Source organism: Hyphomonas sp. (assembly GCF_013823385.1).
Lineage (GTDB): Bacteria > Pseudomonadota > Alphaproteobacteria > Caulobacterales > Hyphomonadaceae > Hyphomonas.
Window position 1 is genome coordinate 221,163 of sequence record NZ_PNMA01000001.1, and the last position, 22,067, is coordinate 243,229.

Annotated in this window: 24 protein-coding genes; 17 read left to right on the forward strand and 7 right to left on the reverse strand. The window is 62.4% G+C overall.

The window, feature by feature from the left end; translation table 11 throughout:
- Nucleotides 1–15: 15 nt before the first annotated feature.
- From C0456_RS01090 to C0456_RS01100, 3 genes are all read left to right on the forward strand, one after another.
- Complete coding sequence (locus C0456_RS01090; RefSeq protein WP_291047495.1) at nucleotides 16–1,083, forward strand: M28 family peptidase; 1,068 nt, start codon at nucleotides 16–18, stop codon at nucleotides 1,081–1,083.
- On the forward strand, nucleotides 1,080–1,592 hold the full coding sequence (locus C0456_RS01095; protein WP_291047496.1) for a DUF1993 family protein: 513 nt from the start codon (nucleotides 1,080–1,082) through the stop codon (nucleotides 1,590–1,592). The genes C0456_RS01090 and C0456_RS01095 overlap by 4 nt, the downstream gene beginning before the upstream one ends.
- Before the next feature lie 257 nt (nucleotides 1,593–1,849).
- Nucleotides 1,850–2,455 carry a porin family protein gene (locus C0456_RS01100; RefSeq protein WP_291047497.1) on the forward strand — a complete coding sequence of 202 codons (606 nt, stop codon included), beginning with the start codon at nucleotides 1,850–1,852 and terminating at the stop codon, nucleotides 2,453–2,455.
- A 70-nt stretch (nucleotides 2,456–2,525) separates the two neighbouring features.
- Here C0456_RS01100 and C0456_RS01105 read toward each other — a convergent pair whose 3' ends face one another.
- A complete protein-coding gene (locus C0456_RS01105) occupies nucleotides 2,526–3,353 on the reverse strand; it encodes an aldo/keto reductase (RefSeq protein WP_291047499.1) in 828 nt (275 codons plus the stop codon).
- Between the two features lie 14 nt (nucleotides 3,354–3,367).
- The gene (gene purL / locus C0456_RS01110) at nucleotides 3,368–5,629 is read right to left on the reverse strand and encodes a phosphoribosylformylglycinamidine synthase subunit PurL (RefSeq protein WP_291047501.1); all 2,262 of its coding nucleotides are present in this window, start codon (nucleotides 5,627–5,629) and stop codon (nucleotides 3,368–3,370) included.
- A gap of 175 nt (nucleotides 5,630–5,804) precedes the next feature.
- Between purL and C0456_RS01115 the strand changes: the two genes are divergently transcribed.
- Together C0456_RS01115 and C0456_RS01120 are read left to right on the forward strand one after the other, a co-directional pair.
- Nucleotides 5,805–6,935, forward strand: coding sequence for an aromatic ring-hydroxylating dioxygenase subunit alpha (locus C0456_RS01115; protein ID WP_291047503.1), 1,131 nt, complete (start codon nucleotides 5,805–5,807; stop codon nucleotides 6,933–6,935).
- Nucleotides 6,936–7,003: 68 nt separating this feature from the next.
- Nucleotides 7,004–8,137, forward strand: a complete 1,134-nt coding sequence (locus tag C0456_RS01120; protein ID WP_291047505.1) for an FAD-dependent oxidoreductase — start codon at nucleotides 7,004–7,006, stop codon at nucleotides 8,135–8,137.
- 3 nt (nucleotides 8,138–8,140) lie between these two features.
- Here C0456_RS01120 and C0456_RS01125 read toward each other — a convergent pair whose 3' ends face one another.
- Nucleotides 8,141–8,983 (reverse strand): DUF3658 domain-containing protein, encoded by an 843-nt coding sequence (locus C0456_RS01125; protein WP_291047507.1) that lies wholly within the window; start codon nucleotides 8,981–8,983, stop codon nucleotides 8,141–8,143.
- Nucleotides 8,984–9,146: 163 nt separating this feature from the next.
- Between C0456_RS01125 and C0456_RS01130 the strand changes: the two genes are divergently transcribed.
- Entirely contained in the window at nucleotides 9,147–9,788 is a 642-nt protein-coding gene (locus tag C0456_RS01130) for a hypothetical protein (RefSeq protein WP_291047509.1), read from the forward strand.
- A 34-nt stretch (nucleotides 9,789–9,822) separates the two neighbouring features.
- Here the strand turns inward: C0456_RS01130 and C0456_RS01135 are convergent, their stop codons facing one another.
- The gene (locus C0456_RS01135) at nucleotides 9,823–10,824 is read right to left on the reverse strand and encodes an adenosine deaminase (RefSeq protein ID WP_291047511.1); all 1,002 of its coding nucleotides are present in this window, start codon (nucleotides 10,822–10,824) and stop codon (nucleotides 9,823–9,825) included.
- A gap of 103 nt (nucleotides 10,825–10,927) precedes the next feature.
- Nucleotides 10,928–11,596 (reverse strand): phosphoribosylformylglycinamidine synthase subunit PurQ, encoded by a 669-nt coding sequence (gene purQ / locus C0456_RS01140; protein ID WP_291047512.1) that lies wholly within the window; start codon nucleotides 11,594–11,596, stop codon nucleotides 10,928–10,930.
- A 161-nt stretch (nucleotides 11,597–11,757) separates the two neighbouring features.
- On the opposite strand from purQ, the gene C0456_RS01145 reads away from it, so the two are divergent.
- On the forward strand, nucleotides 11,758–11,910 hold the full coding sequence (locus C0456_RS01145) for an entericidin A/B family lipoprotein (protein WP_291047514.1): 153 nt from the start codon (nucleotides 11,758–11,760) through the stop codon (nucleotides 11,908–11,910).
- A 41-nt stretch (nucleotides 11,911–11,951) separates the two neighbouring features.
- Here the strand turns inward: C0456_RS01145 and C0456_RS01150 are convergent, their stop codons facing one another.
- Both C0456_RS01150 and C0456_RS01155 read right to left on the reverse strand, forming a co-directional pair.
- Entirely contained in the window at nucleotides 11,952–12,293 is a 342-nt protein-coding gene (locus C0456_RS01150) for a DMT family protein (RefSeq protein ID WP_291047516.1), read from the reverse strand.
- A gap of 26 nt (nucleotides 12,294–12,319) precedes the next feature.
- On the reverse strand, nucleotides 12,320–13,096 hold the full coding sequence (locus C0456_RS01155) for an exodeoxyribonuclease III (protein WP_291047517.1): 777 nt from the start codon (nucleotides 13,094–13,096) through the stop codon (nucleotides 12,320–12,322).
- Nucleotides 13,097–13,179: 83 nt separating this feature from the next.
- Here C0456_RS01155 and tatA point away from each other — a divergent pair, with 83 nt between their 5' ends.
- The 10 genes from tatA (at nucleotide 13,180) to secF (ending at nucleotide 22,014) form a co-directional block, all read left to right on the forward strand.
- On the forward strand, nucleotides 13,180–13,392 hold the full coding sequence (gene tatA / locus C0456_RS01160) for a twin-arginine translocase TatA/TatE family subunit (RefSeq protein ID WP_291047518.1): 213 nt from the start codon (nucleotides 13,180–13,182) through the stop codon (nucleotides 13,390–13,392).
- Nucleotides 13,393–13,417: 25 nt separating this feature from the next.
- Nucleotides 13,418–13,798: a Sec-independent protein translocase protein TatB gene (gene tatB, locus C0456_RS01165; RefSeq protein WP_291047519.1), complete on the forward strand. Its 381-nt coding sequence runs from the start codon at nucleotides 13,418–13,420 to the stop codon at nucleotides 13,796–13,798.
- Entirely contained in the window at nucleotides 13,795–14,625 is an 831-nt protein-coding gene (gene tatC / locus C0456_RS01170; protein WP_291047520.1) for a twin-arginine translocase subunit TatC, read from the forward strand. Before tatB ends, tatC begins: the two co-directional genes overlap by 4 nt.
- A 99-nt stretch (nucleotides 14,626–14,724) precedes the next feature.
- Nucleotides 14,725–15,849: an NYN domain-containing protein gene (locus tag C0456_RS01175; protein ID WP_291047521.1), complete on the forward strand. Its 1,125-nt coding sequence runs from the start codon at nucleotides 14,725–14,727 to the stop codon at nucleotides 15,847–15,849.
- Nucleotides 15,850–15,917: 68 nt separating this feature from the next.
- Nucleotides 15,918–17,342, forward strand: coding sequence for a serine--tRNA ligase (serS, locus tag C0456_RS01180; protein WP_291047522.1), 1,425 nt, complete (start codon nucleotides 15,918–15,920; stop codon nucleotides 17,340–17,342).
- A gap of 126 nt (nucleotides 17,343–17,468) precedes the next feature.
- Nucleotides 17,469–18,230: a 5'/3'-nucleotidase SurE gene (gene surE / locus C0456_RS01185; protein WP_291047523.1), complete on the forward strand. Its 762-nt coding sequence runs from the start codon at nucleotides 17,469–17,471 to the stop codon at nucleotides 18,228–18,230.
- Nucleotides 18,218–18,877: a methyltransferase domain-containing protein gene (locus C0456_RS01190; RefSeq protein WP_291047524.1), complete on the forward strand. Its 660-nt coding sequence runs from the start codon at nucleotides 18,218–18,220 to the stop codon at nucleotides 18,875–18,877. The genes surE and C0456_RS01190 overlap by 13 nt, the downstream gene beginning before the upstream one ends.
- Before the next feature lie 115 nt (nucleotides 18,878–18,992).
- On the forward strand, nucleotides 18,993–19,364 hold the full coding sequence (gene yajC / locus C0456_RS01195) for a preprotein translocase subunit YajC (protein WP_291047525.1): 372 nt from the start codon (nucleotides 18,993–18,995) through the stop codon (nucleotides 19,362–19,364).
- 36 nt (nucleotides 19,365–19,400) lie between these two features.
- Nucleotides 19,401–21,008: a protein translocase subunit SecD gene (gene secD, locus C0456_RS01200; RefSeq protein WP_291047526.1), complete on the forward strand. Its 1,608-nt coding sequence runs from the start codon at nucleotides 19,401–19,403 to the stop codon at nucleotides 21,006–21,008.
- Between the two features lie 19 nt (nucleotides 21,009–21,027).
- On the forward strand, nucleotides 21,028–22,014 hold the full coding sequence (gene secF / locus C0456_RS01205; protein WP_291047528.1) for a protein translocase subunit SecF: 987 nt from the start codon (nucleotides 21,028–21,030) through the stop codon (nucleotides 22,012–22,014).
- Nucleotides 22,015–22,067: the final 53 nt, after the last annotated feature.

The window sequence follows — 22,067 nt, forward strand, 5'->3', positions numbered from 1 at the left end:
CTTATGGGTCAAGGCATGAGCGACACGAAACCCTCTGAACCGCGCGGGCCATCCGCCCGCAAGAATTGGCTGATCGGCGCTGTCCTGATGATCGCCGTCCTGCTGGGCGTCTGGCTGCTATGGCCGAAAGGCGGGGATGATCTGCCCGGCGTGACCTACCGGCCGGTTTATGTGGATGCCGGCGAGATGCTGCATCTGGCGCAGGTGCTTTCCTCCGACGCGCTGGAGGGGCGGGCGAGCGGCACGGCCGGGAATGAGGCCGCGCGCGGCTTCATCCACAAGCGGTTCGAGGAGATCGGCCTGCTGCCGCTGCCGGGATTTACGGCCTATACCCATACCTTCCCGATTGTGCCGCGCGAGGCAGACGCCGCGCCGATCGTGGGGGCAAATCTTGTTGGCTATATTCCGGGCAAGACGCCGGGGACGGGGCCAGTGCTGCTGGTGACGGCGCATTATGATCATCTCGGCGTGCGCGAGGGGGAGATCTATAACGGGGCGGATGACAATGCCTCGGGCGCCTCGGCGCTGGTGGCGGTGGCGGAGTATTTCGCGCAGCACCGGCCCCAGCATGACATGGTGATCGCGGCGCTGGACGCCGAGGAGATCGGCCTGCTGGGCGCGCGGGCGCTGGCGCGAATGGACGGGTTTGACCTTTCGCGCGTGGCGCTGAACCTCAATTTCGACATGGTGGGCCGCTCGGAAGCGGGCGAGCTTTATGTGGCGGGCACCTATCATACGCCGGAGCTGGCCGGGATCATTGCCGAGGTTGCCGCTGCGGCGCCGGTGACCCTGCTGATGGGGCATGACCGGCCTGAAGATGGCCCGAATGACTGGACGCTGCAATCAGACCACGGCGTGTTCCACAGGGCGGGGATTCCGATCCTCTATTTCGGGGTGGAGGATCATCCGGGTTACCACAATCCGTCGGATGATTTTGAAAACCTGACGCTAGATTTTTTTGTGCGCGCGGCGGACACGCTGGTGATGGCGGCGCGGTCAGTGGATGCAAAACTGGAAGAGATCATCACGCTGCGCCGGGAGCCGGCCGGCGAAACGCTTCAAATGGAAGGAAACGCGCAATGACCACCACGACGGTCTCCCATATTCTCAAGGCATCGACCCACCAGACCATCGGCGCCCTGAAGGGCATTCTGATCAAGGCCGAAGCCTATGCCCGCCAGCTGAATGTGGAGGACAGCGTGCTGCTCACCCATCGTCTCTATCCGGACATGTTTGACTTGACGCGGCAGGTGCAGATTGCCTGTGATACCGTGGCGCGCGGCGCCGCGCGGCTCGCAGGGCTGGAGATGCCGGCATTCCCGGATACGGAGCAGACATTCGGGGAGCTGATGGCGCGCTGCGACAAGGTGATTGCCTATGTGAACGGCGTGGACAATGCCAAGATTGACGCCAGTGCCAATGTCACCCTGCAGATCCCGATGGGCGCCAACACCATGCCGATGGAGGGCAAGGCCTATCTTTCGGGCTTCATCCTGACCAACCTGCATTTCCATGCGGCGATTGCTTACGCCCTGCTGCGGTCGCAGGGGCTGAACATCGGCAAGCGCGACTATCTTGTGCCGGTTGAGTGACATCTGCGTCATTAATCAGGTTACGGAACATACAGATTGTGTCGCGGCGGGCTGAAAGGCCCGCCGTTTTCCTTTCCAAAACAAGGCATGGCCGCCGGATTTCATGGCGGCTGCAGTTTCGCGGGAACCGTGGCGCTGTTGCAACAACTGCAGATTTCGAAACATTCACTGGAACTTCCTGCCTGGGGGCGCCGTTGTTTGCGTGCTTCGCCCGAATGGCGTGCATCAACCCAAGTAGCGTTCTTGAAGGAGCATACATGTTCAGATCCCTGCTTATCGCGACGGCTGCAACCGGCCTTGCTGCCGCGGCCCACGCACAGGATTCCGGCCTCTATCTGGAAGGCGGATACCAGTATTTCGACATCAAGCCCGACGGCGCAGAAAGCGGCGTTGACACCAATGGTATCGCGGCACGCGCCGGATATCGTTTCAACAATATCTTCAGCCTTGAAACCGAACTTGCCACCGGTATCGATGATGGCAACTTTGACTTCAATGTCGATGAGGACGAGTTCAATTTCGACGACAACAATGACGGCGATCTCAGCGATGTGATTGCCGCTTCGGGCGATGTTGGCCTCAACTATCTGGTTGGCATATATGGCAAGGCAAACCTTCCGCTGACGGAGCGTCTGAATGCTTATGCCCGCGCAGGCTATGCCTATGTCGATCTGGACGCATCGCTGGTGACGCCCGGCGGCAATGTCATCAATGTGGAAGATTCCGCAGATGGCCCTGCTTTCGGTGCCGGCATGAGCTATGACCTCACCGACAATCTCTACCTCAAGGGTGACTACACCTATTACTCGTTCGACAGCACGGATACGAGCGGTGTGATGCTGGGTGTTGGCTACAAGTTCTGATCAGAGCGGTAGTCTGACATTCCAGGCGAGCGCGCCCTTTCCCACTTCCCTGGGAAAGGGCGTTGCCCGTTCAGGAGGGGCGAAACCGGCGGTGGCGCAGGGCGGTGATGTTTGCCGCCAGGTGGGCCGGGGAGGTGGTGGTCATCAGCACAATGTCGGCGGACGCCTCGTCATAGACCCAGTTCATGGCTTCCTCCGGCGTCGCCGCGCTGGAGATTTGCGGAGCGCCGCCACGGGTGACCATGCGCTTTGCCGCGCGCCATAGCTGCCCGCGCGTCATCTTTGGGCTGGGGCGCAGGCCGCGCAGGACTTCTATGGCGAAGACGGCGCGGCCGGCAGCCTTTGCGCGCTGCGCCCATTCCGGGCCAATATTGCCCGGCACCTTATTCAGCGGCAGCATGACCGCCTCAAAGATCGGATCATCAAGCGCCGCGAGCACATCCTCCGTGCGCCCCGCAATGCCGAAATGCTCCACTGTTCCGGCTGCACGCAGGTCTGTCAGGAGGCGGATGACTTCCGGAGTCACTTCGGGGCGGGCGGGGCCGTGCAGCCAAAGCAGGTCAATGCGGGGCCGCCCGAGACGCTGAAGCGAAGCTTCAATGGAGGCGCGCAGGCCCGGGACGGAGAAATCGCGCGCGCGTTTCTTCAGGCCGCTGGAAAGGAGGCCGGCCTTGGACATGACAAAGGCGTCAGCATTTCGCGCCAGCGCCCGGCCGAGCCGGATTTCACCCAGACCGCCGCCATAGGACGGGCCGGTATCGAAGATGGCGCCGCCGCCTTCCAGCATCTGGTAAATGAGCGCTTCGCACGCCCGGTCAGACACCAGGGGCGTGGCAAGCGGGCCGCTGACGCCGAAGCCGAAAGCAGGAAGACGGGACAGCCGATCTGCCAGGGTCATCCGGCGGCGCCTGTTCAGTCTACGGCGTTCATATAGCCGGGAAGCCAGCCCTCATGCGCCTCGCGCAGCGTCTTCAGGGGCAGGACGGTTTTCTCGCTCTTGCGGACATCATGCAGCAGGGTGATCGCGCCGGTATTGTCGACACTGCCGACATAGAGCGCGGGCACATCGCCGATCAGGTCGAACACGGCGTCTTCACTCTTTGCGGCGACCAGATAGCGGCCCTGGCTTTCGCTGAAGAGGGCGGCCAGCGCGCCGATGCGGGCGAGGCGGTCTCCAAGGTCGAGCGTGATGCCGACATTGCCGGCGAGCGCCATCTCGGCGGCGGCAGCGGCGAGGCCGCCATCGCTGACATCATGCACGGCATGGACGGCGCCGCTGGCAATGAGCTGGCGCACGGCGGCGGCGTTGGCGATCTCGGCTTCAAGGTCCACCGGGGGCGGCGGGCCAAGGTCGTCGCCCTTGAGGCCGAGCCATTTGCGGGCATAGAGGGATGCGCCGAAATCTGCTTCCGTCTCGCCGATCAGCACGAGCGCGTCGCCCGGCTGGGCGCCCTTGAGGGTGGCGATCTTCGAGAGGTCGTCTATCAGGCCGACGCCGCCGACGACGGGGGTAGGCGGAATGGCTTTGCCGTCGGTTTCGTTATAGAGCGAGACGTTGCCGGAAACGACGGGGAAGTTCAGCACACGGCAGGCCTCGGCCATGCCTTCGATGGCTTTCACGATATAGCCCATGGTGGCGGGCTTTTCGGGGTTGCCGAAATTGAGGTTGTCCGTGATGGCGATGGGCGTGGCGCCGACCGAGGAGAGGTTGCGGTAGGCTTCGGCCACGGCCTGCTTGCCGCCTTCATAGGGGTCGGCGGACACATAGTGCGGGTTGCAGTCCGAACAGATGGCGAGGGCCTTGTTGGTGCCGTGGACGCGGACGATGGCGGCGTCTCCGCCCGATTGGGAGCTGTCGATCGTGTCGTTCATCACATGGCGGTCATACTGTTCCCAGACCCAGCGCTTGGAAGCCATGTCGGGCGTCGACATCAGCTTTGTGAGCACTTCGGCATAGTTGCCGGGAGCGGGATGCTTTGTGATGTCGAGGGCCGGGCGTTTCGGCGGCTCCGTCCACGGACGGTCATAAAGGGGGGCGTCCTCGCCGAGCGGGGCGACGGGGATGTCGCACACGACTTCGCCGAACTGCTTGAGCACGAGGCGGCCGGTTTCGGTCGTCACGCCGATGACTTCGGCGTCGAGATCCCATTTGTCGAAGATTGCCTTGGCCACAGCTTCCTTGCCAGGCTTCAGGATCATCAGCATCCGCTCCTGGCTTTCCGACAGCATGATTTCATAAGCCGTCATGCCCGTTTCGCGTTGGGGCACCTTGTCGAGGTCCATCTCGATGCCGACGCCGCCTTTGTCGGCCATCTCGACCGAGGAGGAGGTAAGGCCGGCCGCGCCCATGTCCTGGATGGACTGGATCGCATCGGTAGCCATCAGCTCAAGGCAGGCTTCGATCAGCAGCTTTTCTGTGAAGGGGTCGCCGACCTGAACGGTCGGGCGGTTGTCTTCCTCGCCTTCGGTGAATTCGGCTGAGGCCATGGTGGCGCCGTGGATGCCATCGCGGCCTGTCTTGGAGCCGACATAGAGGATTGGCAGGCCGGGCAGGGCGCCGCGCGCATAGAAGATCTTGTCCTGGTCAGCGAGGCCGACGGCCATCGCGTTGACGAGGATGTTGCCGTTATAGCCTTCGTCGAACTGGGTTTCACCCGCAACGGTGGGCACGCCGACGCAGTTGCCATAGCCGCCGATACCCGCCACGACGCCCGCGACGAGCTGGCGGGTCTTGGGGTGGCTGGGGTCGCCAAAGCGCAGGGCGTTGACGAGCGCGATGGGCCGCGCGCCCATGGTGAACACGTCGCGCAGGATGCCGCCCACGCCGGTGGCGGCGCCCTGATAGGGCTCGATATAGGAGGGGTGGTTGTGGCTCTCCATCTTGAAGATGGCGGCCTGGCCATCGCCGATGTCGATGACGCCGGCATTCTCGCCGGGCCCTTGAATGACGCGGGGGCCTTTGGTCGGGAATTTCGACAGGTGGCGGCGGGAGGATTTGTAGGAGCAGTGCTCCGACCACATCACCGAATAGATGCCGAGTTCCACAAGGTTGGGATTGCGGCCAAGGCGGCTGACGAGCCGCTCCCATTCATCGGCCTTGATACCGTGCCCGGCGCCGGAGGCGGCGTCCTGCTCGGCCTTGAGATGGGAGAGAATGGTTGCGGTGTCGGTCATCGGTTTGGCCCGTGAGGTAAGATCTGGCGCAGCGCTATTCGGGTTTGCGGCTGGGTTCAACCCGCGCGCTTTAACCCGCGGCGGGGCGCTCGGCCAGTCTTGTTGTGTCATCGGCGCGGGGCAGGGTGGACAAAACGTGACGCATGCGTCACGTTTGGGGTGGGAGGAAATGAAATTGACCGATATTCTGCCAGAACTGACCGCTGAAATGCGTGCGCGGGTCCGGGCGCCGTTGGCGCAGGCGTGGACCTTGCCGCCGGCGGCGTACACTTCGGCGGAGATTTATGCCCGCGAGGAGGCGCGGATTTTCCGGCGGGGCTGGTGGCCGCTGGCGCGGCTCGATCAGGTGGGCCAGCCGGGGGATTTCCTCTCTCTTGATCTGGCCGGGCAGCCGGTGATGGTGGTGCACGGGCATGACGGAAAGGTGCGGGTTTTGTCACGCGTCTGTCGCCACCGCGCGGCGCTGGTGGCCGAAGGGGCAGGGAACCGGAAACTCTTCACCTGCCCCTATCACTCCTGGAGTTATGATACGGGCGGGGCGCTGGTGCGGGCCCCCTTGATGGAGGGCGCGGAGGGATTTGACCCGGCCGCCTGCAACCTGCCTGAAATCCGCAGCGAGGTTTGGGAAGGGTTCATTCTGGCAAACCTTGACGCCGAAGCGCGCTCCTTTGCGCCGCAGGTGGAGACCTACACGCGCTATTTCGAGAATTTCCGCCTGTCTGACCTGATCGTGGCGCGGACGCTGGAGTTCGAGCATGGCTGGAACTGGAAGGTGCTGGTGGAGAATTTCATGGAGGCCTACCACCATATCGGGGTGCATCCGGAAACGTTTGAGCCGGCCTTCCACGCCCGCGATTCCCGTGTGCCGGAGAGCGACGGCCCCTGGTCTATCCTGCATATGCCGTCAGCCCATCCCGATGAGCCCTCCATTCTGCCGCCGCCGCCGGGGCTGGAGGATTGGCAGGCGAAGGATCTGTTCGCCTCGGTTGTGTTTCCGCATTTCCTGCTCGGCATCCAGGGGGCATCGGTGCTCTGGTATCAGCTCTTTCCCAAGGGCCCGGACAGGCTGAGCCTCAAGATCCATATCTGCCTGCCCTTCTGGCTGAAGGAGGCAGAAGGGTTTGAAGACATCGTCGAGGGCACGGCGCAGTTTGCCACCGCCATCCATATGGAAGACATCGCCGCCAATGACAGCGTGTGGGCCGGGCTGACCGCGCCGATGACAGGGCAGGGGCGGCTTTCCCCGCTGGAGAAATCCATCTGGCAGATGAACCAGTGGTGGCTGGATCAGATGACGGGAGTGTAATTCTCCGGCGGCTTGGCGAAGGGCCCGGCGCGCCGCTAGAGAGGGCAGGCAAAAAACGGAGTGCCCCGATGCCAGAACTTGCCCGCAGAACTGTTCTTCTTGGCCTGGGGGCGACGGCGCTGGCCGCCTGTGTCAGCCCGCCCGCAGCGATGCCGCTTGCGCCCGTGGAGCGGACCTTCCCGAAAGTATTGTCGCAGCGGGACCGGATTACCCGGACGGTTGTGGGCCTGCGGCCCTTCCGGCCTCAGGGGTTCCGGCTGGAGGCCGAGCGCTTCGGCGAGAAGACCGTGATCCATAATTACGGCCATGGCGGCTGCGGCGTGACGCTCTCCTGGGGCACATGCCAGCGGGCCGCCGTGATGGCGGGGGAGGCCGGGCGGCTGGATGTGGCGATCCTGGGCGGCGGGGTGATGGGGCTGACGAGCGCGCTGATCCTGGCGCGGCGGGGCCACGCCGTGACGGTGTATGCGGAGCTTATGCACCCGAACACGACCTCCAATATTGCCGGCGCGCTGTGGCTGCCCTCCAGCCTCTATGACCGGGATGTGGCGAGCGAGGAATTCCTGCGGCTCAACTGGCAGGTGACGCGCGAGGCGCATCGGGGATTTCTGCCCTATGTGAACCGGCCGGGCTATGGTGTCAGCTGGGTGCAGCATTCGGAAGTGTCAAACCGGGTGCGCGATCCGCGCTGGGCGCTGCCGGGCGGGGATGATCTGTATCCTGATCTTGACGTGCGCACAGCCGAGACGCGGTTCGGCTTTCCCTATGAGGAACGCTATCATGCGATGATGATCGACCCGGATTATTATCTCGACATGCTGATGAAGGATGCCCAGCTTGCTGGGGCCAAGTTCATTGCGCGGCGGTTTGAGGCGCTGGAAGAAGTGCTCGCCCTGCCGCAGCCCGTGATCGTGAACTGCACGGGGCTGGGGGCTGCGAAACTGTTTGGCGATGAAACGCTGATGCCGATCCGCGGGCAGCTGTCGCATCTGCTGCCGCAGCCGGAGATCGATTATTCCTATACCGCGCCGGGCAATGGCGGCGCGCTTTACATGTTCCCGCGCAAGACCGGCCTCGTCCTCGGCGGCAGTCATGGGCGCGGGGATTTCTCGATGGATGTGAGCGAGGAAGAACTGACACGCATGATCGATGGCCACGCCGCGCTGGCCGAGCGGGCGGCGTTTTCTACATTCTCTGCTTGAGTCTCATGTCGATAAACGGGCATCGCCTAGAAATGGATCGTCCCTGAACTGAGGGTCAAAGGCTCCGCCGCGCCGCTCAATCCGGCCTGTGTTACACAGTTCATTTACCCGCCAAAGCAGCCATGTATAGTCTAGGTCTCGGAAGCCGTCGATGCCAAAGGCACCAGGAATGCTCGCCATGATTCGTCTTAAGGGTGCCCATTCAGGGGAAAAGCTAGTCAGGATTCGTGCATCCGCTGTTTCAATAGTCGCTTCGCAAAGAATGTCGCCTGACAATAAGCGAAGCACTTTTGGCTGACTCGCAAAACTTGCGTAACTCTCGTTCAGCGAGAGTTTGAGGGACGTTCGTAGTCTTTGTGCTTGTGGAATCCGTAACAGCAGGTTTTCAGGAGAGAGTTCGCCAGGCGATGTAACGGCAGTTTGTCCTTCTCTTGGATGGCCAACATCTACGAGAAATATTGGCCGGGTTTCTCCTATCCGTCTGTGAAGTGATAGAAGCAGGGAGCGATCCTGTGCACTTAGGCTGCTGAACCAATAGAGAATAGGGCCATTCCACGCGTCAATCTGTGCCCAGAATGATTGCCAGAAGCCGATGAGTGCCTCCGGTCCCTCTTCCGAGTAGCCCATATAAATATGAAGATCTAAGCCAACATCGATGAACCAATCGAAGCGTTCTCGCGGCTGGCCGAGAAGAGCAATCGGACCGACATTTTCCATCATCCCAGACCACAGCACCGGCGGGCGGGCAGCGTGAATTTTTTCCAGGAACATCCATTTGATGGCACCAGCTGCGGAGTCTGTGGTGCAGACGTGCAGGTATTCGTTGAGTTTGGGTGTTTCGTCCATTTGGGTTCGATCAGAAGAGGATTAAAACTCAACTTTAGTTGAACATTGATGGCGTGAAAGCAATGCCAAACTAGGCCATTTCTGGGCAATTCTGGGGCGCGCGAAACCTGCGGCTTTCTGATGCGTTGGCACTAACAAGTGACGCACCAGAGGAGTCCAGATCATGCGGAACCCATTGATTGCCCTTATTCCCGCCGCGCTGATTGCGGGCGCTGCCTACGCTCAGGCCGATCAGCAGACGGCTGATCCGCAGCCGGCTGAAGCGGCTCAGGCAGAGGCTGACGCACAGGCCGAGGAAGAAGAGGAAGCTCCGCCCCCGCCGGAAGCGGTGATTGTCGAAGCAGAGGGAAGCTGGGAACGCTCCACCACGGCCGGGCGCGATACGGTGACCTACATGTCTACGGAGGGTGAAGAACTCTTCTCGGCAACATGCATGAGGGCCGACACCGAAACGGGCGACCGGATTCTGCAGATCAAGGCCGTGTCTGCCGAGGATACGGTGGGCGCCATCGACATGTTCACGTCTGCCGGCAATGCCCGCCTGCCTGCCACACCCGGAATTACGCCCAACACTGCGGAAGGTATGACTGACCCGCTGGATCGTCCGGCTTATGTGCTGGCGTCGGGCGCGGGCGAAATCAAGATTACCTCGGGCGAGCGCGGCATCGTTTTCGAGACAGACCCGATGCTGAAAAGCCTGATCCGCGGCTGTTACCCGGACTTTGCGGCGGGGGCGGCCGCTGCTCCGGCGGCGGAGGAAGAGGCAGGCGAAGCGCCGGCTGAAGAGGCTGAGCCCAACAGCTAAATCATCGAGAACAAGAGAGTGCGGCCGTCTGGGATCAGGCGGCCGTTTCTATTGCGGAAAGATGCCGCTGTTTGTCCGCCTCCGGAAGGAAGCTGGCGGTGAAGCTGTTGCGAGCAAGCTGGATGAGTTGCTGATCCGAGAGGCCAAGCGCGGCGGCGGTCTGCTCATAGTTGCGCCCGATATAGCCGCCGAAATAGGCGGGGTCATCGGAATTGACCGTGACCAGAAGGCCTGCTTCGAGCTGAGCTTTCACCGGGCTCTGCTTCAGATCGTCGATGACGCAGAGCGACAGGTTTGACAGCGGGCAATTGGTCAGCGGGATCTGCATTTCACGGATCATGCTGACGAGTTCCGGGTCTTCCATGCAGCGATTGCCATGGTCGATCCGGTCAACGCCAATGTCGAGCAGGGCTTCGCGGATATAGGAGGGCGGGCCTTCTTCGCCGGCATGCATGCAGAGCTTGAAGCCCATTTCGCGGCAGCGCTGGTAGAGGCGTTCGAACTTCAACGGCGGGTGGCCCATCTCGGAGGAATCGAGGCCAACGCCGATGAATTTGTCGTGCCAGGGTTCGGACTCCACCAAGAGGTCAAAGCCGTCTTCTTCGGAGAGGTGACGCAGGAAGCTCATGATCAGGTAGGCGCTGATGCCGAGCTCCTGCTCGCCCTTTTTGATGGCGGCGAGGATGCCGTCTGTCACCACGCCGAACGGCACGCCGCGCTCGGTATGGGCTTGGGGATCGTAGAACATCTCGACATGGCGGACATTGTCGGCCTTTGCCCGCTGAAGGTAGGCCCAGGTCAGGTCGAAGAAGTCCTCCTCGGTGCGCAGCACCTGCATGCCCTGATAATAGAGGTCGAGGAATTCCTGCAGGTTTGAGAAGTTGTAGGCAGCCTTTGCGTCCTCAAGTGTCTTGAACGGCAGGTCGATCTTGTTGCGCTCGGCCAGCGCCAGCATCAGCTCAGGCTCGAAGCTGCCTTCGATGTGGAGGTGAAGCTCTGCCTTGGGCAGGCGGCGGATAAGGTCTGTCTGGGTCATGTTTGCCTCCGGGGCAGCCTGAGAAGCAGATTCCACACGTCAGCCCGGTTCGGCAACCGGGCGGTGTGTATCAGCCAAGATGTCTTGCGATATTGGCCGGAAATCAGGCCGCCGCCATCAGGCTCTTGAACAGGCCAATGCCGTCGCTGCCGCCTTCATGGTCGCCGATGGCGCGTTCGGGGTGGGGCATCATGCCGAGGATGCGGCCGTTTTCCGAGAGGATGCCGGCGATGTCGCGCGCGGCGCCGTTGGGGTTTTCGCCAGCGGCATAGCGGAAGGCGACGCGGCCTTCGCCTTCCAGGCGGTCGAGCGTCGCGGCATCAGCGAAGAAGTTGCCTTCGGCATGGGCGATCGGGATCATGACTTCGCTGCCACCGGTATAGGCGCTGGTGAAGGCGGTGTTGCTGCTCTCGACTTTCAGCTTCTGCGGGCGGCAGACGAAGTGGAGCGAGGCGTTGCGCACCAGCGCGCCGGGCAGGAGGCCGGTTTCGGTGAGGATCTGGAAGCCGTTGCAGACGCCGAGGATATATCCGCCGCGCTCGGCATGGGCTTTCAGCTGCGAGATGATGGGCGAGTTGCCCGCCATGGCGCCGCAGCGCAGGTAATCGCCGTAAGAAAAGCCGCCGGGCACCATTACAAGGTCTGTTCCGGCGGGGATTTCCCCGTCCTTGTGCCAGACCATGGCCGGGGCCTTGCCGGTCAGCTTGGCCAGCGCATCATGCGCGTCACGATCACAATTGGAGCCGGGGAAGACGATAACAGCGGATTTCATGGGCGCTCTTTAGCAAAGAGTCGGAGCGTTTGGAAACGGGAATGACGCGGGCCCGCGCAGTGAGGTAATTAAGCCACATAAGGCGTTGAAAGGATTGGAAGAGGCTTGCCCGAATGCGGGCGGCGGGCCATCTTCAACTCACCACACACAGGAGAAATCAGATGAAAAAAGTGATGATGGCTCTGATCGCGGTTGTCGCCCTGCCGACGCTGGCAGCCTGCAACACCATTGAGGGCATGGGCAAAGACGTGAAGGCCGGTGGCCAGGCCGTTGAAGAGACTGCCAAGGAAGTCAAAGAAGAAATCACGAAGTAAGATTTCTGCAGGCGGCGGGGTCAGGTGCCTTGCCGCCTGCCTTACTTGCCCTGGAAGATGAACCAGGCGCCGAGCGCGATCAGGCCGAACCCAATGGCGTGGTTCCAGCCGAGCGGCTCCTTAAGCACCCAGACCGAAAATCCGGCGAACACGATCAGGGTGATCACCTCCTGGATCGTCTTGAGTTCGGCGGCTGAATAGACCGAATGGCCCCAGCGGTTGGCCGGTACGGCGAAGATGTATTCGATCAGGGCGATGCCCCAGCTGGCGAAGATGACCAGCACCAGCGGCGCGGCCTTGAATTTGAGGTGGCCATACCAGGCCATGGTCATGAAGAGGTTGGAGATCGACAGAAGGACGATCGGCAGGACATGCGGCGGCATGAAGGGCTCCGGAAAGCGGGCGAGGGTCAGTCTTCAAAGGTGGCAATGACGGGCACGTGGTCCGATGGTTTGTCCATCGCGCGGGCTTTCCGGTAGATTTCGATGGCCGTCAGACGGTCAGTCATGCGCGGGCAGGCGAGGATGTGGTCGATGCGGATGCCGTGATCCTTCTGGAAGGCGCCGCCCTGATAGTCCCAGAAGGTATATTGGTGGGCGCGGCCATCGCAGGCCTCGAAGGCATCGGTGAGGCCAAGATGCTTCAGCTGGCGCCAAGCGGCGCGGGTTTCGGGCAGGCCGAGGGCATCGGTGTTCCAGACCGTATCGTCCCAGCAATCTTCCGGGGCGGGAATAGCGTTATAGTCCCCGCAGAGGACGAAAGGCTCCTCCGCCTTCAGGAGGCTGCGGGCATGATCTTCCAGCGCGGCGACCCATTCGAGCTTGTAGTCATATTTCTCGCCAGGCGCCGGATTGCCATTGGGCAGGTAGAGCCCGCCGACGCGCACGGGCCGGTCTGCCAGCACCGTGGCCTCGATATAGCGGGCCTGGTCGTCCTTCAGGGTGGACATCTCGCGGGTGACATCCTGCAGGGGGAATTTCGAGAGGATGGCCACGCCATTATAGCTTTTCTGGCCGTGAACAGCGCAGTTCCAGCCCATTTCCTCGATTTCGAGATAGGGGAAGGCGTCGGTCTCGCACTTCAGTTCCTGCAGGCAGACCACGTCTGCACTGATATCGGTCAGCACCTGCAGAACAGTCGGCAGGCGGGCCTTCATCGAATTGACATTCCAGGTCGCTATACGCATGCGGTAACCTCTTAAGCAGCTTCGCGCCATTGTTCCAGCAGCGGCGGGGCTCTATACTCGCACAAACCTCAGGAGTCGCGTTCATGGCGCCAAGCTGGATTCAAATTCTGATCGTGGTCGTCATCGCCCTGCTGCTGTTCGGCGGCCGGGGACGCATTTCTTCCATCATGGGCGACATGGCTAAAGGTATCGGTGCCTTCCGCAAGGGCCTCAAGGAAGAAGAGACCAAGCCGGTGACAAAGGACGAGATGGTCGACATCACGCCCAAGAAGGACGAAACGAAGACGTCGTCCTGATGACGCAAGCGGAGGGCGCATAGCCATGCTGCCCGGCATCGGGTTTTCCGAATTATTGCTGATCGGCCTTGCGGCGCTCATCATCATTGGTCCCAAGGACCTGCCGATGATGATGCGCAAGCTTGGCCAGATCATGGGCAAGGGCCGGCGCATGGCGCGCGAGTTCCAGGCGGCGTTTGACGACATCGCCCGCCAGAGCGAGCTGGATGAACTCAAGAAGGAAATCCAGGAGCTGCGCAAATCCAACACGCTGGCCTCTGCGCAGGACGATCTGGCCGCATATGAGGCGGATGTGAACTCGGCCATCATGCGCGAGCATCCGGCATCGCCCCCTGCGCCTTCCGTGGAGGCGCCTGAGCCTGACGACCAGCCCGGCCCGGCCGCTGCCAAGGGCGGCCCTGCATGAACCACGCCCCGCCCAAGGACGAGCAGCCCGAAATCCTCGATGATGAGGTGGAATCCAGCCGCGCGCCGCTGCTGGACCATCTGATCGAGCTGCGGGGGCGGCTGATCAAGGTGTTGCTGGCGCTGGCCGTCGCGACGATCGGGGCCTTCTTCTTTGCAGACCAGATCTACAATCTGCTGGTGGCGCCGTTCGCTTCCGTCGCCGAAGATGTGCGCGGCTCGAAGCTGGAGTTCATCTTCACCGCGCCGATGGAATTCTTCTTCGCCAAGCTGAAGCTGGCGCTGTTTGCCGGCGTGTTTCTGGCGTTCCCCGTGATTGCCTGGCAGATTTATGCCTTCGTCGCGCCGGGGCTCTACAAATCCGAGCGCGGCGCGTTCTGGCCCTATCTCGTCTTCGCGCCGATCCTCTTCTCTCTGGGCGCGGCGTTTGTTTATTACATCATGCTGCCCATGCTGGCGCGCTTTACCGTGTCGATGGAGCAGGTGGACGCCGCGCAGACCACCATCAAGATGATGCCGCGGGTGGGAGACTATCTCTCCCTCGTGATGGCGCTGATGCTGGCCTTTGGCATTTCGTTCCAGCTGCCGGTGATCCTGACGCTGCTTGGCAAGATTGGCCTCGTCACATCATCGGGCCTCGGCAAGGGGCGCAAATATGCGATCGTCGGCATCCTTGCCTTTGCCGCCCTGTTCACGCCGCCGGACGCGATTTCACAACTTCTTCTGGCAGGGCCGGTCTACCTTCTCTACGAGATTTCCATCTTCTGCGTGCGCATGATCGAGCGGAAGGCGGAAAAGGCCGATGCGGCGGCAGCGGCGGCCGAATGATTTTCCCTGCAGCGGCGGCGTTGCATTTTATGGTCAGGTGTTGAACCTAGGCGCCGGATAGAAACCAACCGTCTCCCGAGAAACGAGGAGCCTGCCCGAGTGTCGCGCGTTAAAAGCGTCCTGCTGGTCGATTTCGACAATATCTACGGCGCGACCAGTGAAGAGGTTGTCAGCGGGCTGTCCAATTGGCTGCTCTGGCTGGAGGATGGCGCCTTCTCGCCGAAGAGCCGCCGCCGCCGTTTCATCGACAAGCGCGTCTACTGGAACCTGCAATTCGACAAGTATCGTCCGGAGTTCGAGCGGGCGGGGTTCTCCGCCTATAACTGCCGGGCGCTGGCCAAGCGCAAGATCAGCGCGGGCAAAAGCTCTGCCGACATCGTGCTGACGATGGACGCCATCGAGATTGCGCTGGTGAATGAGGAGGTCGAGGAGTTCGTCATCCTGACCACCGACTCAGACTTTGTGCCGGTAGTGAACCGGGTGCAGGCGGGCGAGCTGCGGGTGGTGGCCTGCGGCAAGGAAACCGACCCGACCTATGAGTTGTTCAGCCAGTATGCCGATGCGGCGATCCATATCGGGGCGCTGAAGGCGGCGTTCAGCTACCAGCGCGCCAAGCGCAAATGGTATGCCTTGCGCTCGCCGCCGCCCGAGATTGCGCCGCTGACGCTGGTGAGGGAGCGCCGCTCGCCGCTGATGGGGCGGGTGCGGGCCGCGCTGGACACGAGCGAGGCGCCCAAGGATGGGCCACCGCCAGAGCTGCTGCGCGCGGTCGCGATCATCAAGGAGCTGGGCGAGCGGATGCCCGACCAGCCGCTGTCCAAGACGCGCGTCGTGCGGGCGCTGAGCCTCATTCAGGAGTTCACCCCCACCTATCAGGCGGGCCTGCGCCCCTGGTTTGGCCACAAGAACTTCGCCGCCATGATGCGCCGCCTGTCGCAGATCCAGCCGGCGATTGAAGTGACCACGCTGGGCAAGAACAAGGTGGAGACGGTGTGGCGCGAGCCGGCCGAGGCGCCGCCGCCAAGGCCCAAGGCGCCCCCGCCGGTGGATGACGAGCCCGAGGCCCGTCTGCTGCCGCGCGAGCGCACGCCGCTCGCCCTGCTGGCCGACGCAGCCAAGGACGCAGACCTGCCCGATCCTGTAGAGGATACGGCAGAAGAGGCCGCCGGAGAGGCAGACGAGACCGAAGAGGCCGGCACCGAGGTGGTTACCACTCGGGTCTGACCGGTGGACAGGAGGGGGCGGCGCGGATTAGAGCCTTCCCATTACCCACCAGAGCCTGAGGCTTCCCAATGTTCGATATCCGCGCCATCCGCGACAATCCTGATGTTTTCCGCAATGCATGGAACCGCCGGAAGTCTGGATTGGGCTCTGTGGTCGATGAAATCCTGAAACTGGATGCGCAGTGGCGCGAGGCGACCACCGCCAAGCAGGACGCCGAAAGCGCGCGCAATGCAAACTCCAAGCTGATCGGCCAGGCGAAAGCCAAGAAGGACGACGCCGAGGCCGAGCGCCTGATGGCGCTGGTGGCCGAGGCGAAGACCACCATCGAGCAGGCGAGCGCGGATGAAGACGCCGCCCGCAAGGCGCTGGACGATGTGCTGATGGGCCTGCCGAACCTGCCGCTGGACGAAGTGCCGGACGGGGCGGACGAGCATGCCAACCGCGAAATCCACAAATGGGGCACGCCGAAAGGCATCAACGCGCCCAAGGACCACGCCGATCTCGGCGAAGCCCTGAAAGGGCAGGGCGGGTTCCCGCTGATGGACTTTGAAGCCGCTGCCCGGATGAGCGGCGCGCGCTTTGTGGCCTTGCGCGGCAAGCTGACCCGGCTGGAACGGGCGCTGGCAAACTTCATGCTCGACCTTCAGACGACGGAGCATGGGTATGAGGAGGTTAGTCCTCCGCTGCTGGTGCGCGATCAGGCGCTGTTGGGGACGGGGCAGTTGCCGAAGTTTGAAGAAGATCTTTTCCAAACAAATGACCTGCGGCCAAATGACATCCTTGAGGGAGTTTCTCAATATATTGTGCACCGGAACGAAGTTCAGGGGCATTCTATTGATGAGGTGATCCTAGCTAGCGAATATGTTTCTAAAGAGATCTTCGAAAGCCGATTCTTCCTCATCCCCACCTCTGAAGTCCCACTTACCAATCTCGTCCGTGAACAGATCCTGGAGGCGGCGCAACTCCCCCTCCGCTTCACCGCCCACACGCCCTGCTTCCGCTCTGAAGCGGGCAGTGCGGGGCGCGATACCAAGGGCATGATCCGCCAGCACCAGTTCAACAAGGTGGAGCTGGTCTCCATCGTGGCGAATGAGGAAGAGGGGCTGAAGGAACTCGAGCGGATGACGGGCTGCGCCGAGGAAGTGCTCAAACGTCTGGAGCTGCCCTTCCGCCGCGTGCTGCTCTGCACCGGGGACATGGGCGCGGGCGCGCGCAAGACCTATGACCTTGAAGTGTGGCTGCCCTCGCAGAACACCTATCGCGAGATTTCCTCCTGCTCTTACTGCGGCGACTTCCAGGCCCGCCGCATGGACGCGCGCTACCGCCCCGAGCCGAAAGCAAAGCCCGAATATGTCCACACGCTGAACGGCTCGGGCCTCGCGGTCGGCCGCACGCTGGTGGCGGTGCTGGAGAATTATCAGAATGCGGACGGGTCTATCACGGTGCCCAAGGCGCTGGTGCCGTATATGGGCGGGGTTGAGGTGATCAATTAAGCCCTTTCTCACTCTGTGGAGAATGGGTTGGGGATGAGGGGGTGAGGTCAGGAAATGCGGCTGACGCTGCAGCCCTCACCCCCAGCCCCTCTCCCGCAAGCGGGCGAGGGGAGTTAGAAGGGTGACATGAGAATTCTCCTGACCAATGATGACGGCATCAACGCGCCCGGTCTCTCCGTGCTGGAGGAGATTGCCAAGGAGCTGTCTGACGACATCTGGATTGCGGCGCCTGAGGAGGAACAGTCCGGCAAGGGGCGGGCGATTTCGCTGACGCAGCCCGTGCGGGTGCGCAAGGTGGGGGCGAAGGCCTGGGCGGTTGCGGGGTCTCCGTCGGACGCGGTGCTGCTGGCGCTGCGCGACCTGATGCCGGAAATGCCGGAGCTTGTGCTGTCGGGCGTCAATCGCGGGCAGAACATTGCCGAGGATACGAGCTTTTCCGGCACCATCGCGGCGGCGATGTTCGGGATGCAGCTTGGCGTGCCGTCGATTGCGCTGAGCCAGGCGCAGAATTTCCGCGAGCGCGGTTCGCTCTCCTGGGAAACGGCGAAGGCCTGGGGCGCCAAGGCCATCCGGCCGCTGCTGGAGATGGGCTGGCCGAATGATGTGGTGATGAATGTGAACTTCCCGGATGTGGAGCCCGGCGATGTACGCGGAATACAGATCACAAGACAGGGCTTCCGCGACGAGGCGATCATCCACACCGACCGCCGCGAGGACCTGCGCGGCAATGATTATTACTGGATCGGCTATCGCGGGAAGCTGTCCAAGCCCGACGAAGGGACTGACATCCGTGCGATCTATGACGGCTATGTCTCGATCTCACCGCTGCATGTGGACTTGACGCACGAGCCGTTCCTGAAAACGCTGAAGGAGTCATGGCAGAGCTGATCGCCGATCCCTTCCGCGCTGCGCGGCTTCTTCTGCATCTGAGGCAGGAGGGGGTGACCGATCCTCTGGTGCTGGCCGCGATGGAGACTATCGGCCGGGCGGCCTTTGTGGACACGCCGGGCCTGGAGGCGCTGGCATTTGAGGATGCGATGCTGCCGATCCTGTGCGGGCAGGTGATGCTGCGCCCCTCGGCGACGGGGCATCTGATCCAGGCGATGGGTCTGAAGCGGGGCCGGGAGGGGCGCGTGCTGCTGGTCGGACTGGGCTCTGGCTATATGGCGGCGCTGCTGGCCCAGCTGGCCGGGCATGTCTGCGCGGTGGAGCGGTTCCGGCGCCTCACCGAGGAGGGGCGCGCGCGGATGGCGCGGCTGGGCATTGCGAACGTGTCGATCGCGCATGGGGACGGCCTCCATGGCTGGGCGGAGCAGGGGCCGTTCGATGCCATCGTGCTGGCAGGGGCGGTCGAGACCGTTCCGGAGGGCTTGCCTGCGCAGCTCACCCGGCATGGCCGGCTGGTGGTGCCGGTGGCTGCAGGGCCCGCCCAGACCAGCCTTGTCAGCCTCAATGCCGCCGGCGAGGTGACCGGGCGCCAGCCCCTCTTCCAATGGATGCCCCGGCTTGCCGAAGGACGCGCGCAAGTGCTTTGAATACAGTTTGAATACAGGGGGAATCGCCTGCAGGGGTAGTTTGCCAAGCTGGGGTTGCCCAGCTATACGCCACTGTTCCCCGGCTCCGCCGCAGAATATTCTGGAGAATGTCGATATGTCCGCCCGTTTTCTGACACTTGGTCTCATTTCGGCGGCGCTGGCCCTGCCGGCCATCGCCCAGGGCGCGCCTGCCTCGCCGGGCGGCGGCCTGATGATGCAGCTGGTGATGTTCCTGCCGCTCATCCTGATCTTCTACTTCCTGCTGATCCGCCCGCAGCAGCAGCGCGCGAAAAAGCACACCGAGATGGTGAGCAATATCAAGCGCGGCGACACCGTGGTCACCTCCGGCGGCCTGATCGGCAAGGTGAACAAGGTCAGCGATACCGAAATTTCCCTTGATCTGGCAGAGAATGTCCGCGTTCGCGTCATCAAGTCGATGGTGATTGAAGTGCGCAACAAGGCCGAGCCGGTTCCGGCAAACGACTGATCGGCCAGTCTCCTCTCCAAGCAATAGGATTGCGCAATGCTTCAATTTCCGGCGTGGAAAGTTCTGCTGGTATTCGGGGTGCTGATCTGGGGCGTGATCATGGCGCTTCCGAATGCCGTGAACATGTCGAATGCGCCGGGCTTTCTGCCCAAGAAAGCGGTGAACCTCGGCCTCGATCTTCGCGGCGGCGTGTATCTCGAGATGGAGATCCCGGCGACAGAGGTGATCAGCAGCCGGCTTGAGGTGTTTGCGCGCGATGTGCGCTCGGCCTTTGCCCGCACCTCTGACCGCGATCCGATCTTCTTCCAGCCGGAACTTCGCGGGCGCACCATGCTGATCAAGCTCAGCCGGCCCGACGCAGACGGCAACTTCCCGGTGGAGGATGCCCTGCGGCGCCTCGACCGGATCAACAGCCCGATTGAAGGCGGCCTCGGCGGCGGGAAGACGTTCGACATCTCCCGCGCCGGACCCGACAGCCTTCTCGTCAGCGTCTCGTCTGCGTCTGAAACGGCGATGCTGCAGGACGCGCTGAACAAGACCATGACCATCGTGCGCCGCCGGGTCGACCCGGACGGCGTGGCCGAAATCTCGCTGACGCCCTCGGGCACCAACCGCATCGTGCTGGAAGCGCCGGGCGAGCCGGACCCGGAACGCCTGAAGGATCTTCTCAGCCGCGATGGCCGGATGACGTTCAACCTCGTCGAATCCAGCCCGGCAGAGATTGCTTCGGCCCAGGCCGGCGTCATCAAGCCGGGCTTCCGCCTGCTGGAAGGGCCGGAGACCGGGCCGCTGCTGGTGCGCGAAATTCCCGAAGTGGTCGGCTCTGACATTGCCACGGCCAGCCAGGGCAATGACGATGCCAACCGCCCGCAGATCAACTTCCGCCTCAACGCCAATGGCGCGCGCAAATTCTACGAAACGACCCGGAACAATTCGGGCAAGCTGTTTGCCATCGTTCTGGACGATGTGATCATGTCGGCCCCGCGCATCAATGAGCCGATCCCCGGCGGGAATGTGCGGATCACGGGCTCCTTCACCATCGAGCAGGCACAGGATCTCGCCGCGATCATCGCGGCCGGTGAGATGCCGGCCAAGGTGCAGTTCCTGGATCAACGGGTTGTCTCTTCCACGCTGGGGGAAGACTCCATCGAGTCCGGCTTCCGGGCGGCCATCGTCGGCCTGGCGCTGGTGGCCGTGTTCATGGTGCTGGCCTATGGCCTGCAGGGCATGTTTGCGGTGTTTTCACTGATGGCGAACGTGATCCTCATCTTTGCGGCGCTGTCGCTGGTGGGCGCCACGCTGACGCTGCCAGGGATCGCCGGCATCATTCTGACCATCGGTATGGCGGTGGACGCCAACGTGCTGGTGTTCGAGCGGATACGGGAAGAACAGAACAATGGCCGGTCGCTCTGGACCGCCGTGCAGGCGGGTTATGAGCGCGCTCTGGTGACCATTCTGGACGCCAACGTCACGACGCTGTTTGCAGCAATTATCCTCTACACGCTGGGGTCCGGCCCGGTGAAGGGCTTTGCCGTCACGCTGGCCTTCGGCATCGTCACCTCCGTGTTCACCGCGTTCGTGTTCACGCGGATGCTGACGATCTTCTGGATGAAGGCGTTCAAGACCAAGAGCTTCGCGGTTTAGGCGGTTAGGAACAGAAAAGATGCTGATCAAATACTGGCCTAAAGAGACCAAAATACCCTTCATGCGCTATCGCTATGTCGGCGTGGTGCTGTCGGTGGTGATGATGATTGCCTCGGTCTATCTGGTGATGACCCGTGGGCTCAATCTCGGCGTCGACTTTGCCGGCGGCTCGGTGATCGAGCTGCGCCAGACAGAGCAGGTGACCGTTCCGGAAGTGCGCAGCCGCATTCAGGGCAGCCTGACCGTAAACTCCGCCACCAATGCCAATGGAGAACTGGTGGTCATCCGCTTCGGCGATCTCGACCAGTCTCTGCTGGGCCCCGAGTTCCAGGCCCTGTCGGACGAGGACAAGGCAGAGCGGGCGTCTGCCGCGTCCAATACCTATGTCGTCAACGCGCTCAAGCGGGAGTTCAACCTCGCCGACGCTGACATCCTGCGGAACGATTCGGTCGGGCCGAAGGTTTCCAGTGAGCTGTTCCGCGAAGGCATGATTGCGCTCGGCGTCGCGACGATCATGATGTTCCTCTACATCGCCTTCCGGTACACATGGTCCTATGCCGTTGGCGGCATTGCGGCGCTGGTGCACGATGCCATCGGCACGATTGGCCTCTTCTCGCTGCTGCAGCTGGAGTTCGACCTGACGACCATCGCGGCGCTGCTGACGATCATCGGCTATTCGGTCAACGACTCAGTGGTGGTGTTCGACCGGATCCGGGAGATCCGGCGGAAGTACAAGCAGATGCCGGCCACCGAGGTGATCGACATCGCCACCAACCAGACGCTTTCGCGCACATTCCTGACAGGCGGCACGACGATCATCGCTGTGCTCGCCATCGCGATCTTTGGCGGCCCGGTGTTGCAGGGGATGAGTGTCGCGATGATCTGGGGCATCATCATCGGCACCTATTCGTCGATCTACTTTGCGGCCGCGATTGTCCTGATGCTGGGTGTCGACATCAACCGCAAGCCGGTGGAAGACACGCCGGGCTTTGAGGCGATGCCGTAACCGGCGGGTTTCCAGAACAAGAAAAAGGCCGGACCCTTCGCAAGGTCCGGCCT

Bases quoted from the DNA above. Each gene is read 5' to 3' on its own strand.
- secF (WP_291047528.1), top strand. From the start codon at position 21,028: ATGCTGATCAAATACTGGCCTAAAGAGACCAAAATACCCTTCATGCGC.
- serS (WP_291047522.1), top strand. From the start codon at position 15,918: ATGTTCGATATCCGCGCCATCCGCGACAATCCTGATGTTTTCCGCAAT.
- purL (WP_291047501.1), bottom strand. From the start codon at position 5,629: ATGACCGACACCGCAACCATTCTCTCCCATCTCAAGGCCGAGCAGGAC.
- C0456_RS01150 (WP_291047516.1), bottom strand. From the start codon at position 12,293: ATGCCGCCGCATGTCCTGCCGATCGTCCTTCTGTCGATCTCCAACCTC.
- secD (WP_291047526.1), top strand. From the start codon at position 19,401: ATGCTTCAATTTCCGGCGTGGAAAGTTCTGCTGGTATTCGGGGTGCTG.
- C0456_RS01105 (WP_291047499.1), bottom strand. From the start codon at position 3,353: ATGACCCTGGCAGATCGGCTGTCCCGTCTTCCTGCTTTCGGCTTCGGC.
- yajC (WP_291047525.1), top strand. From the start codon at position 18,993: ATGTCCGCCCGTTTTCTGACACTTGGTCTCATTTCGGCGGCGCTGGCC.
- C0456_RS01125 (WP_291047507.1), bottom strand. From the start codon at position 8,983: ATGGACGAAACACCCAAACTCAACGAATACCTGCACGTCTGCACCACA.
- C0456_RS01145 (WP_291047514.1), top strand. From the start codon at position 11,758: ATGAAAAAAGTGATGATGGCTCTGATCGCGGTTGTCGCCCTGCCGACG.
- C0456_RS01120 (WP_291047505.1), top strand. From the start codon at position 7,004: ATGCCAGAACTTGCCCGCAGAACTGTTCTTCTTGGCCTGGGGGCGACG.
- C0456_RS01155 (WP_291047517.1), bottom strand. From the start codon at position 13,096: ATGCGTATAGCGACCTGGAATGTCAATTCGATGAAGGCCCGCCTGCCG.
- C0456_RS01135 (WP_291047511.1), bottom strand. From the start codon at position 10,824: ATGACCCAGACAGACCTTATCCGCCGCCTGCCCAAGGCAGAGCTTCAC.
- C0456_RS01095 (WP_291047496.1), top strand. From the start codon at position 1,080: ATGACCACCACGACGGTCTCCCATATTCTCAAGGCATCGACCCACCAG.
- C0456_RS01190 (WP_291047524.1), top strand. From the start codon at position 18,218: ATGGCAGAGCTGATCGCCGATCCCTTCCGCGCTGCGCGGCTTCTTCTG.
- C0456_RS01130 (WP_291047509.1), top strand. From the start codon at position 9,147: ATGCGGAACCCATTGATTGCCCTTATTCCCGCCGCGCTGATTGCGGGC.
- surE (WP_291047523.1), top strand. From the start codon at position 17,469: ATGAGAATTCTCCTGACCAATGATGACGGCATCAACGCGCCCGGTCTC.
- C0456_RS01090 (WP_291047495.1), top strand. From the start codon at position 16: ATGAGCGACACGAAACCCTCTGAACCGCGCGGGCCATCCGCCCGCAAG.
- tatB (WP_291047519.1), top strand. From the start codon at position 13,418: ATGCTGCCCGGCATCGGGTTTTCCGAATTATTGCTGATCGGCCTTGCG.
- tatC (WP_291047520.1), top strand. From the start codon at position 13,795: ATGAACCACGCCCCGCCCAAGGACGAGCAGCCCGAAATCCTCGATGAT.
- purQ (WP_291047512.1), bottom strand. From the start codon at position 11,596: ATGAAATCCGCTGTTATCGTCTTCCCCGGCTCCAATTGTGATCGTGAC.
- tatA (WP_291047518.1), top strand. From the start codon at position 13,180: ATGGCGCCAAGCTGGATTCAAATTCTGATCGTGGTCGTCATCGCCCTG.
- C0456_RS01100 (WP_291047497.1), top strand. From the start codon at position 1,850: ATGTTCAGATCCCTGCTTATCGCGACGGCTGCAACCGGCCTTGCTGCC.